This is a genomic window from Gallibacterium sp. ZY190522, assembly GCF_054166015.1.
Genome location: NZ_CM135118.1, coordinates 2,407,289 through 2,418,936, shown reverse-complemented (window position 1 = coordinate 2,418,936; position 11,648 = coordinate 2,407,289). Strand labels below are relative to the sequence as shown.

The following is an 11,648-nucleotide window of genomic DNA, read 5'->3' as shown; positions in this document are numbered from 1 at the left end:
TTTGATAGAGCTAAATTAATTAAAGCACATCCAATAACTCAACTTCAAACACCAAGGTACTAAATGGTGGAATTGAAGCACCTGCACCACGTTCGCCGTAAGCAAGGTGGTGAGGAATAACCAAACGCCATTTTGAACCGACAGGCATCATACTTAATGCTTCGATCCAGCCTGCGATAACACCGTTTACCGGGAATTCTGCCGGTTGTCCACGTTGTACTGAGCTATCGAAAACTGTGCCATCAATTAATGAACCTGTATAATGAACACGCACTTTATCAGTTTTTGCCGGAATTTTACCTTCACCTTTGGTTAAAATTTGATATTGCAAACCGCTTTCTGTTTCAACAACATCCGGATGTTGGCGATTTTCAGCGAGGAATGTTTTACCTGCTTCTTCAATTTCTTTGAATAACACTTTTTGTTTTTCTTCAACACGTTGATGAAGTTCTTGCAATGCAGAGGTGATTTGTTGTTGATCTAATGCTGCTTCATTTTGATTTAATGCATCAAAAATCCCTTTCGCTACAGCAACTTCATCAATATCTAACTGACTTGAAATTAATTGTTGTCCGATTTGCAAACCGATACCGTAGCTGCCTTTTGCCTCTACGCTTTCTAAACTGACTTGATCAAAAAATTGTTTCGACATAATGTTTCCTTTATTGTTGTGGTAAATGATTATTCTACTTTTCGTGCAAGCAACTCACCGACTTTTACGGCAGTATCTTGATGTAAATATTGCGCTAATTCTACTTGATCCGGCGCGAACAAATTAATAACAGTTGATCCCAAGCGAAATGCCCCCATCTCTGCGCCTTTTTCCAAAGTAACGGCGCCGCTTTCCCCTTTTTCCGGATAAGACCAAGATTTAATCTCTCCCGGACGCGGTGGATTGATAACACCTGCCCAAACCGTGCTGATACTTGCGGTAATGGTTGCACCGACTAAAATTTGCACCATCGGACCGAATTCAGTATCAAAAAGGCAAATAACGCGTTCATTGCGTGAAAACAGATGCGGAATATGTTCCGCTAAAAATGGATTCACAGAATAAAGCTCACCCGGCACATAAATCATTTGGCGTAATGTGCCTGTACACGGCATATGCACGCGGTGATAATCTCGTGGTGAAAGATAGGTGGTGATAAATTGTCCATTTTTGAACAATTCACTCATTTTGTCATCACCTGCCAATAGATCGGTTAAGCTAAAATAGTGCCCTTTCGCTTGAATAAGACGATCCTGCTCGATCTTGCCAAGTTGGCTCACTCTTCCGTCCGCCGGCAAACATAACGCTTTCGGATCTTGATTGATCGGTCTTGCACCTTCTTTTAGCGGGCGAATAAAAAATTGATTAAATGAAGCATAATCTTTAGCATCGGAAAACTGCGCTTCATCCATATTAATACGATATTTTTTAACAAAAAGACGAATTATCGTATGTGTCACCGCTCCCCATTGTTTTTCTGCTAACCAGCCGGCAGCACGTGTTATCGCCAACTGCGGCAATAAATAATGAAAGGCGACTTTTAATTTATCAAAGTAGCTGATCGTCTTGTTCAATTTGTTTCCCTCTTAAATAGAAAATAAATATAACTCCGTTATTCGGTAAATAACGGATTATAACAATTTGGGTCTATTCTGCAATTTTCAAGCAAAGATGTTTATTTTTTCAACTTGAATATATAGCTTTTAATCACAAAAACTAAGAAAAAATCTGTATTTCCTTTGACTATTGTTGTATCTAACGTTAATATTTGCACCCTATGAAAAAGGTAAAACTACCCTTAACCGTTGATCCGGTTAAATCTGCACAAAGACGTTTGAATTATGAGGGTTATTATTCTCGTAATCAGCTCGTGCGTTTGGCGGAAGCGGTTAATCAAGTGCTGAGTGATGTTGAGGCGGAGTTAAGCTTTACAATTGATCCGCAAAAATTAGTTGTAATGCAGGGCAAAGCGGAGGTTGATGTAATGTTGATATGTCAACGCTGCGGACAACCGTTTCCTTATCATTTATCTTGCACTTTTAGTTACAGTCCAGTGTCTAATTTGGATCAGGCTGATGTGTTACCTGAAATTTATGAACCAATCGAACTAAACGATTTTGGGGAAATAGATTTATTGGCAGTGATTGAGGATGAACTTCTCCTTTCACTTCCGTTGGTTCCAATGCATGAACCAGAACACTGTGAAGTGTCCGAGGACGAACAGGTTTTTGGTGAATTGCCTGAAGAGTTGGCAAAGAAACCGAACCCGTTCGCTGTGTTAGCTAGTTTAAAGAAGCAAAAATAGTTAGGAGTATAGCCAATGGCTGTTCAACAGAATAAAAAATCTCGTTCAAGACGTGATATGCGTCGTTCTCACGATGCGTTAACTACTGCTGCGGTTTCTATCGATAAAGAAACTGGTGCGACTCATTTACGCCATCACGTTACTGCTGATGGTTATTACCGTGGTCGTAAAATCAAATAATTTTCGTCTAAAGGTAATACATTGAGTCTAACCATTGCGTTAGATATGATGGGCGGGGACTTTGGTCCCCGTATCACTGTCCCAGCCGCAATTCAAGTGTTGGAAAAACATCCAACGCTTCGTTTTTTGTTTTTTGGTGATCATAACGCCATCCAACAATATCTTCCTCAAATTGATAAATCGCTTTCACAACGTATTATTGTTCATCATTGCGATCGTCAAATTTTTTCAGACACCTCCATTACTCAAGCATTACGCTATAGCAAAGGCACTTCACTGCGGTTGGCAATCGAAGCCGTGCAAAAAAATAGTGCTGCTGCTTGCGTTAGTGCCGGTAATACCGGTGCATTAATGGGGTTATCAAAGATTTTGATTCAACCTATTCCGGGAATCCAACGTCCGGCTTTGGTTTCATTGTTGCCAACAATGAACGGTCGTCATAGTGTGATGTTGGATTTGGGTGCCAATATTGAAACCAATGCCGAACAGCTATATCAATTTGCCAGAATGGGGGCAATTTTTGCAGAAAATATGTTGGATCTGGTTTATCCACGCGTTTCATTGCTAAATATAGGCATTGAGGCAATCAAAGGCTTGCCTGCAATTCGTGAAGCAGCTACTTTGCTTGAGAAAGACATTAACATTAATTACATCGGTTTTATTGAGGGTGATCAGCTGCTTAACCACTATGCTGATGTGATCGTATCAGATGGGTTTAACGGTAACATTGCCTTGAAAACACTGGAAGGTACGGCTAAAAATATTATTCAGCTATTGAAACAGAATCAATCCACTCATCCAATATGGTGTGCAAGTTGGTTTAAACAGATTCTTCGCCATATGCTGAAAGAAAAATATCAGCAATTACAATCTTTCAACCCAGATAAACATAGCGGTGCGTCATTATTAGGCTTACAGTCTGTTATTGTAAAAAGTCACGGAAGTTCAAACAGTAATGCTTTTGCTACAGCAATTAAACACGCTATTACCCAAGTAAACAAAAATATTCCGGAAAAAATACTCAACGAATTACATTAAACGTTAACAAAACTTTTGATTATCTATAAAAGTGCGATAATATTTCCAACGATTTTAATCAGATAGTTTAAGTGCAGGAACATCGAGGATAGCAGATAAACAGCATCATTATCAAGCAAGGTTTCGTTGGGGCAAAAATCGCAGCAATAGCGTATTAACTTATACTGATATTGAATGTGTAAAGTAATTATATTATCAAGATCACGAAGCCTGTTTATTGCTAATTCACTCAATTTTCTTGTAAATTGTGAACCGGTTTTTGATTAAAAATATATTGGTGTAACACATTATGATTATGCCACTTTTCAAACAATAAAATGAGATAACTATGTATAGCAGAATATTAGCGACAGGTAGTTACCTTCCGCAAAAAATTAGAACAAATGCTGATTTAGAAAAAATGGTTGACACTTCTGATGAATGGATCACAACTCGTTCCGGTATCAAAGAACGCCGTATTGCAGCAGAAGACGAAACCGTTGCTACTATGGGGGCAAATGCAGCAAAGCAGGCATTACAAACAGCAAATATTGATCCACAAGAGATTGATCTGATCGTAGTAGGAACAACTACAAACTCACACTCATACCCAAGTGCGGCTTGCCAGATCCAAGGTATTCTCGGCATTAAAGATGCTATTGCTTTCGATGTTGCGGCAGCTTGCACTGGTTTTATTTACTCATTAAGCATAGCAGATCAGTTTATGCGTAATAATCAGGTAAAAAAAGCTTTAGTTATCGGTGCAGATTTAAATTCTCGTCATCTCGATGAAACTGATCGCAGCACTGTCGTCCTGTTTGGGGATGGTGCTGGTGCCGTTATTTTGGAAGCAAGTGAAAATGAAGGCGTTATCTCAACCCATCTACACGCTTCCTCTGATATGGATGGAATGTTAACCTTATCACAAACTCAACATCACGATGAAAAATCCGGTTATATCTCTATGCAAGGTAATGCCACATTCAAATTAGCAGTAAGCCAACTATCCAATGTAGTTGAAGAAACACTAAGTTCTCATCATCTTGATAAGAAAGATATTGATTGGTTGGTTCCTCATCAAGCCAATTTACGCATTATTAGCGCTACCGCAAAAAAATTAGATATGGATATGTCTCAAGTTGTGATAACGCTTGATCGCTATGCTAATACTAGTGCCGCAACTGTGCCAACAGCACTAGACGAAGCGATTCGCGATGGTCGTATCAAGCGAGGACAACTATTATTATTAGAAGCATTCGGTGGTGGCTGGACTTGGGGTTCTGCATTAGTCCGTTATTAAGTTTTTATAATTACAAAAAGGTTATTAAATGAAAAAATTTGCAATGGTTTTCCCTGGACAGGGTTCTCAATCTGTAGGAATGTTAGCCGAATTGGCTACACAATATCCGGTAGTGGAAGAAACATTTAAACAAGCTTCAGAGGTGTTAGATTACGATCTTTGGGAATTAGTACAGCAAGGCCCAGCTGAAGAACTGAATAAAACGTGGCAGACTCAGCCGGCACTATTAGCTGCCTCAGTCGCTATTTTCCGTGTATGGCAACAACAATATCCGGATTTACAACCCACAGTAATGGCAGGACACAGTTTAGGAGAATATTCTGCTTTAGTTTGCGCTGGAGTGATTGATTTTCAAGATGCGATCAAATTAGTGCAATTACGCGGTAAATTGATGCAACAAGCTGTGCCTGAAGGAACTGGAGCAATGTATGCCATTATCGGTTTAGATAATGAAAAAATTATTTCTGCTTGCCAACAAGCCGCTGAGGGAGAAGTAGTTTCCGCTGTGAATTTTAATTCTCCGGGACAAGTAGTGATTGCAGGCAATAAAGCTGCTGTTGAACGTGCAGCAACTTTATGCAAAGAAACTGGAGCTAAACGAGCATTACCGTTAGCGGTAAGTGTACCTTCACACTGTGCATTAATGAAGCCAGCAGCAGATCAATTAGCTGTAGCATTGGAATCTATCTCATTTAAGCAGCCTCAAATTGCCGTGATTAATAATGTTGATGTAAAAGCAGAAAATGATCCTAGTGCAATTCGTCACGCATTGGTACGCCAACTTTATAATCCTGTACGTTGGACTGAAACCGTAGAAAAAATGGATCAGCAAGGTATTGAAATTGCATTTGAAATCGGACCAAATAAAGTTCTTACTGGATTAAATAAACGTATTAGTGCCAATATTCAATCCTATGCCGTCAATGATACTACTTCCCTTACCGAAGTGGAAAACTTAAAAAATGCATAAAAAATGAAAGGAGAAATTATGCAGAAAATCGCTTTAGTAACAGGCGCTAGCCGAGGAATCGGGAAAGCAATAGCTGAAGAGTTAGTCAGCAAAGGGTTTACCGTTATTGGTACCGCAACCAGTGAAAAAGGTGCTGACGCTATTTCCGACTATTTAGGCAAGAATGGGAAAGGATTGGTATTAAATGTTACCTCTTTAGAATCTATCAACGCATTATTAGATCAAGTTAAGCAACAGTTCGGCGAGATAGATGTTCTCGTCAATAATGCTGGCATTACCCGTGATAATCTAATGATGCGAATGAAAGAAGAAGATTGGGATATTATTTTGCAAACTAATTTAAGTTCCGTTTTCCATCTTTCAAAAGCTGTTTTACGCAGTATGATGAAAAAACGCTTCGGACGCATTATTAGTATCGGTTCTGTTGTTGCTTCAATGGGGAACCCGGGACAAGCCAATTATTGTGCGGCTAAAGCCGGCATTATCGGTTTTTCTAAAGCATTGGCAAAAGAAGTTGCCTCTCGTGGCATTACAGTGAATGTCGTAGCACCAGGTTTTATTGCCACCGATATGACAGATGCGCTTACTGAAGAACAAAAAGCTATAACATTAGCACAAGTGCCAGCAGGTCGTTTAGGTGATCCGAAGGATATTGCTAAAGCAGTTGCTTTCTTAGCTTCTGATGATGCGAGTTATATTACCGGCGAAACATTACATGTAAACGGTGGTATGTATATGAATTAACCTGCTGTTATACTTTTGTAACAGCAAAACATATTCCGGCAATACGATATATTAGGTTAAACAAAAAGCATAGCAATCAAGTTCGCTTAATGTTAGAATTGCCATTGAGTATGTAACTTTGGTCAATGTATGCATACAGATTTTGACCTTCTTGTTAGAGGTAAAGTTAGACCTTTAATTTAGCAGTTGCAACTTAATTTATTATGCATACAATTTCTCCTTTTGCAGAACAAATAAATAGGGAATTAACAAATGAGTATTGAAGAACGCGTAAAAAAAATTATTGTTGAACAATTAGGCGTTAAAGAAGAAGAAGTGAAACCAGAAGCATCTTTTGTTGAAGATTTAGGTGCTGATTCTTTAGATACTGTTGAATTAGTAATGGCTTTAGAAGAAGAATTTGATATCGAAATTCCTGATGAAGAAGCTGAAAAAATTACTACGGTTCAATCTGCTATCGATTACGTTCAAAGCAACCAATAATTTCAGTAGAGTTTTTGATGAAAAAGGATTATCTCTTTGAGGTAATCCTTTTTGTTATATTAAGATTTTTAGTTTGATTTAAAGAAGAATTGATAATAACACATACAAATCGTATCAGTCTTTCCAACTCTTTCATCTTTAAATTTGCTTGATAAATTGCTAAATTTGAGAACAGTTGTCGTATAACAACTAATCACTAAGGAGATGTTAATGAACCCATTAATTATCGGAATTATGCTTTGCATTTTATCTCAAATCCTATTTAGCTCCTTGTTTTTATTCAGCTATGCAATGCAGCCACTTTCCGGTGTCTCTATCTTTGCCTTGCGTATTGTTGTTACTTTTTTCGGCTTCTGGTTATTAACACTTTTAAGTTCAAATCGGAAAGAAATCTTACCATTTATTTTGCAAAAACTTGGTTCCTCATTCAAAAACTGGGTAATTATGTTAATAGGTACTGCTATTTTGGCAAGCCAGCTATGCTTATTTATGTGGGCTCCGATTAACGGGGAAGGATTAAATGTTGCAATGGGTTACTTCTTATTTCCATTAATGATGGTTTTTTTCGGAAAATTAATTTGGAAAGAACAACTGACGAAATTGCAACTACTTGCCTTAATACTTGCTGTCTGCGGAATTTTAAATCAGCTTTACCATACTCACGCCTTTTCTTGGACAACATTATGGGTAGTTTTGCTTTATCCTCCTTATTATCTCTCAAGAAGAATTCTTAATATTCCTGCGTTGCTCGGTCTTACTTTTGATTTAACCTTTATCGCACCTTTCGCATTGCTCTACTTATTGCCTCAACAAGATATTTGGCAATTAATATATTCTGAACCTCGTTATTGGTTATTACTGCCATTATTAGGTGCTGTAAGTGCCTTATCTATGACATTTAATATTCGTTCCAGTGCTATTTTGCCAATGAAGTTATTCGGCTTATTGAGTTATATTGAGCCTTCACTTTTATTTATTCTTTCGATAACAATCTTAGGAACCGTAATGCCGGCAGAAGCCTATATTAGTTATGGACTTATCTGGAGCGCATTATTAGTATTGGCTATCAATGGCTTTATCGCTCCAGTTAAGACTAAACTAAAAACAGTATAAAATTACTCTTGTTCCTTCAAGAAACGAATTCTATGACGAGCTTGAATATATTGTTTACGTTTTTGAATTCGCTTTAATAACATCAAGCGACGAATTCTTAATGTTTTGAAATTTTTAAGTGAACTTCTTCTAACTCGGCGCATTTGATCTCCTCCTGTACTAAAATACTTTCATAAAAAAACACCTTACCATTATGGCAAGGTGTTTTCCTTATTTCATCATTTAATTAAATTATTTTTTTGGACCAGCTGCAACAAGTGCTTTACCTGCTTCATTACCAGTATATTTCACAAAGTTCTTAGTGAAACGATCTGCTAAATCATCAGCACGTTTTTCCCATTCACCTTTTTCTGCATAAGTATCACGAGGATCCAAGATTGCAGGGTTTACACCAGGTAATTCAGTTGGAACTTCAAAGTTGAACACTGGGATTGTTTTTGTTGGCGCTTTATCAATAGAACCATCAAGAATTGCATTAATAATACCACGAGTATCTTTAATAGAGATACGTTTACCAGAACCGTTCCAACCTGTATTAACCAAGTATGCTTTCGCACCATTAGCTTCCATTTTCTTCACTAACTCTTCTGCATATTTAGTTGGGTGTAAACTTAAGAATGCAGCACCGAAACAAGCAGAGAATGTAGGGGTTGGTTCTGTAACACCACGTTCTGTACCAGCTAATTTTGCAGTAAAGCCTGACAAGAAGTAGTATTTAGTTTGTTCAGGAGTTAAGATAGATACCGGCGGCAATACACCGAATGCATCAGCTGACAAAAAGATTACTTTATTTGCCGGGCCAGCTTTTGAAACTGGTTTAACAATATTTTCAATATGATAAATTGGATAAGAAACACGAGTATTTTCTGTTACGCTCTTATCTGCGAAATCAATTTTACCGTTTGCATCAACAGTGACGTTTTCTAACAATGCATCGCGACGGATTGCATTATAAATATCAGGCTCATTTTCTTTAGAAAGGTTAATAACTTTAGCATAGCAACCACCTTCAAAGTTAAAGATACCATCATCATCCCAACCGTGTTCATCATCACCGATTAATAAGCGGTTCGGATCAGTTGATAATGTAGTTTTACCTGTTCCTGATAAACCGAAGAAGATAGCTGTTTCTTTACCATCTTTGCTGGTGTTTGCGGAACAGTGCATTGACGCCATTCCTCTTAATGGAAGCAAGTAGTTCATATAAGAGAACATACCTTTCTTCATTTCACCACCATACCAAGTATTCAAAATAACTTGTACTTTTTCAGTCAAGTTGAATACAACTGCAGTTTCAGAATTTAAACCTAATTCTTTGTAGTTTTCTACTTTCGCTTTAGATGCGTTCATAATAACAAAATCAGGTTCACCGAAGTTTGCTAACTCTTCTTTAGTTGGACGAATGAACATATTGGTTACAAAGTGAGCCTGCCAAGCAACTTCCATTACAAAACGTAATTTTAAGCGTGAACTTTCATTTGCACCACAGAATGCATCAACAACAAATAGACGTTTACCACTTAATTCATCTGTTGCCAATTTTTTGATAGTTTTCCAAGCTTCAGGAGTAACAGGCTTGTTATCGTTTTTGTATTCGTCTGATGTCCACCAAATAGTGTCTTTTGTTGTATCATCTTTTACGAAGAATTTGTCTTTTGGAGAACGACCGGTGTAAACACCTGTCATTACATTAACTGCGCCAAGCTCAGTCACTTGACCTTTTTCATAACCTTGTAAATCTGCTTTGGTTTCTTCTGCAAATAATTGTTCATAACTTGGGTTATGAATAATTTCAGCAACATTGTGAATACCAATTGAATCTAGATAGGCTTTTAAGTCTGACATAATATTTTCCTTCAAATTGAATATAAAAAAATCATACTTTGTATTCTAATCCTTTTTCGAAAAAAAAAACGTTATCTAGATCAAATTTCCGTGATTCACTCCCTCAAGATAGTTACTTTTTTTTGATTTTTTCAATTTTTGTTGAGTTTTTAGAGATTCGGACTGGCTGACAAATAGGGCAATAAAAACTACTGCGTTGTCCGATAGTTACCATTTCAATCAAATGTCCGCAGGTTGGGCAATTTTCCCCCTTTCTGCCATAGACATTGAGTGATTGTTGGAAATATCCAGGGCGACCATCTGGCTGGATAAAATCTTGCAATGTTGTGCCACCCTGTTTAATCGCTTGCTGTAATGTCTGTTTAATATTAGCTACTAAACGTTCACAATCTTCTTTACTCAAAGAACTAACCGAAGCGTTAGGATAAATTCCACAATTAAACAACACCTCATTAGCATAAATATTACCAACACCCACAACTACTGCATTATTCATCAACCAAGATTTAACTGCAGTATGCCGATTACGGCTCTTTTGATAAAGATAATCTCCATTGAAATCATCACTTAACGGTTCGGGCGCCAATTTTGAAAATAAAGAGAAATGCTGTATTGAATCCACCCATAGCCAAGCACCAAATTTACGTGGATCGTTATAACGCAGAATTTTTCCATTCGACAGAATCATATCAATATGATCGTGTTTATCGATCTCATCTTTTGCTGTTACAATTCTTAACGATCCTGACATTCCTAAATGCACAATGATATATCCACACTCCAATTGAAAAATTAGGTATTTTGCACGACGTTGTACATCCAAAATTTCTTCATTCTCAATTTGATAAAGCTCTTTACTGACAATCCAACGTAATTTTTCTGTTCTAATAATCAACTTAACAATTCGTTGATGTTTGGTATAAGGCTGAATCCCCTTTCTCGTAGTTTCAACTTCCGGTAATTCAGGCATCTTTAGCACTCCAATATCAAAATCTACAAATAAAAAAACTGCACCCTAAAAAAGGTGCAGTTTATAAACTCTCATTAAACTGATAAGCAAATTATTCAGTGACAATACTTACGTATTTGCGACCCTTGTCACCTTTCACTTCAAACTTCACTTTACCATCAGCTGTTGCAAATAAAGTGTGGTCACGTCCCATACCAACGTTATTACCTGCGTGGAATTTAGTACCACGTTGACGAACAATGATATTGCCTGCTAATACAGACTCGCCACCGAAGCGTTTAACACCAAGGCGTTTAGCTTCAGAATCACGACCGTTACGAGTTGAACCACCAGCTTTTTTAGTTGCCATCTACTTGATCTCCTCTGAAATTATGCTTGAATCCCAGTGATTTTCACTTCTGTGAACCACTGACGATGACCTTGTTGCTTACGGCTGTGTTTACGACGACGGAACTTAACGATTTTAACTTTTTCGCCACGACCGTGTGCTACAACTTCAGCCACTACTTTCGCACCAGTAACAACCGGAGCGCCGATTTTAACATCTTCACCATTAACGACCATCAACACTGAATCAAATTCAACTGATTCACCCGTTGCCACTTCAAGTTTTTCTAAACGAACAACTTGACCTTCGCTTACTCTGTGTTGCTTGCCGCCACTTTGGAAAACCGCGTACATAGAAGAAAACTCCGCTAAATAAAATAGTACCATCAAATCAAACTCGAA

The 11,648-nt window shown here is 37.7% G+C and carries 15 protein-coding genes; 8 read left to right on the top strand and 7 right to left on the bottom strand.

The features are described 5' to 3' along the window. Positions 1-19: 19 nt before the first annotated feature. Together ACXPAV_RS11730 and asd are read right to left on the bottom strand one after the other, a co-directional pair. A complete protein-coding gene (locus ACXPAV_RS11730) occupies positions 20-652 on the bottom strand; it encodes an FKBP-type peptidyl-prolyl cis-trans isomerase (protein WP_458003575.1) in 633 nt (210 codons plus the stop codon). 29 nt (positions 653-681) lie between these two features. After that, the gene (gene asd, locus ACXPAV_RS11725; RefSeq protein WP_458003574.1) at positions 682-1,566 is read right to left on the bottom strand and encodes an archaetidylserine decarboxylase; all 885 of its coding nucleotides are present in this window, start codon (positions 1,564-1,566) and stop codon (positions 682-684) included. Positions 1,567-1,769: 203 nt separating this feature from the next. Between asd and yceD the strand changes: the two genes are divergently transcribed. The 8 genes from yceD (at position 1,770) to rarD (ending at position 8,104) form a co-directional block, all read left to right on the top strand. Beyond that, a complete protein-coding gene (gene yceD / locus ACXPAV_RS11720) occupies positions 1,770-2,297 on the top strand; it encodes a 23S rRNA accumulation protein YceD (protein ID WP_039133444.1) in 528 nt (175 codons plus the stop codon). A gap of 15 nt (positions 2,298-2,312) precedes the next feature. Further along, entirely contained in the window at positions 2,313-2,477 is a 165-nt protein-coding gene (gene rpmF, locus ACXPAV_RS11715) for a 50S ribosomal protein L32 (RefSeq protein WP_013745784.1), read from the top strand. Positions 2,478-2,522: 45 nt separating this feature from the next. Then, positions 2,523-3,515 (top strand): phosphate acyltransferase PlsX, encoded by a 993-nt coding sequence (plsX, locus tag ACXPAV_RS11710; protein WP_458004436.1) that lies wholly within the window; start codon positions 2,523-2,525, stop codon positions 3,513-3,515. 328 nt (positions 3,516-3,843) lie between these two features. Further along, positions 3,844-4,794 (top strand): beta-ketoacyl-ACP synthase III, encoded by a 951-nt coding sequence (locus ACXPAV_RS11705; protein ID WP_065231415.1) that lies wholly within the window; start codon positions 3,844-3,846, stop codon positions 4,792-4,794. A 28-nt stretch (positions 4,795-4,822) separates the two neighbouring features. Next, positions 4,823-5,764 carry an ACP S-malonyltransferase gene (fabD, locus tag ACXPAV_RS11700; protein WP_458003573.1) on the top strand — a complete coding sequence of 314 codons (942 nt, stop codon included), beginning with the start codon at positions 4,823-4,825 and terminating at the stop codon, positions 5,762-5,764. 15 nt (positions 5,765-5,779) lie between these two features. Next, positions 5,780-6,508, top strand: coding sequence for a 3-oxoacyl-ACP reductase FabG (fabG, locus tag ACXPAV_RS11695; protein ID WP_152968758.1), 729 nt, complete (start codon positions 5,780-5,782; stop codon positions 6,506-6,508). A gap of 252 nt (positions 6,509-6,760) precedes the next feature. Next, on the top strand, positions 6,761-6,991 hold the full coding sequence (gene acpP, locus ACXPAV_RS11690) for an acyl carrier protein (protein WP_013745789.1): 231 nt from the start codon (positions 6,761-6,763) through the stop codon (positions 6,989-6,991). 210 nt (positions 6,992-7,201) lie between these two features. Next, on the top strand, positions 7,202-8,104 hold the full coding sequence (gene rarD, locus ACXPAV_RS11685; protein WP_065231414.1) for an EamA family transporter RarD: 903 nt from the start codon (positions 7,202-7,204) through the stop codon (positions 8,102-8,104). 2 nt (positions 8,105-8,106) lie between these two features. Here the strand turns inward: rarD and ACXPAV_RS11680 are convergent, their stop codons facing one another. The 5 genes from ACXPAV_RS11680 to rplU all read right to left on the bottom strand — a co-directional run bounded on the left by ACXPAV_RS11680 (position 8,107) and on the right by rplU (position 11,600). Continuing rightward, complete coding sequence (locus tag ACXPAV_RS11680) at positions 8,107-8,247, bottom strand: hypothetical protein (RefSeq protein ID WP_021461129.1); 141 nt, start codon at positions 8,245-8,247, stop codon at positions 8,107-8,109. Between the two features lie 88 nt (positions 8,248-8,335). Continuing rightward, positions 8,336-9,949, bottom strand: coding sequence for a phosphoenolpyruvate carboxykinase (ATP) (pckA, locus tag ACXPAV_RS11675; RefSeq protein ID WP_039133458.1), 1,614 nt, complete (start codon positions 9,947-9,949; stop codon positions 8,336-8,338). Positions 9,950-10,061: 112 nt separating this feature from the next. Then, positions 10,062-10,919 carry a bifunctional DNA-formamidopyrimidine glycosylase/DNA-(apurinic or apyrimidinic site) lyase gene (gene mutM / locus ACXPAV_RS11670; RefSeq protein WP_039173397.1) on the bottom strand — a complete coding sequence of 286 codons (858 nt, stop codon included), beginning with the start codon at positions 10,917-10,919 and terminating at the stop codon, positions 10,062-10,064. A gap of 91 nt (positions 10,920-11,010) precedes the next feature. Continuing rightward, positions 11,011-11,268: a 50S ribosomal protein L27 gene (gene rpmA, locus ACXPAV_RS11665; protein WP_013745795.1), complete on the bottom strand. Its 258-nt coding sequence runs from the start codon at positions 11,266-11,268 to the stop codon at positions 11,011-11,013. A gap of 20 nt (positions 11,269-11,288) precedes the next feature. Continuing rightward, positions 11,289-11,600: a 50S ribosomal protein L21 gene (gene rplU, locus ACXPAV_RS11660; RefSeq protein WP_065231413.1), complete on the bottom strand. Its 312-nt coding sequence runs from the start codon at positions 11,598-11,600 to the stop codon at positions 11,289-11,291. Between the last annotated feature and the right edge of the window lie 48 nt (positions 11,601-11,648).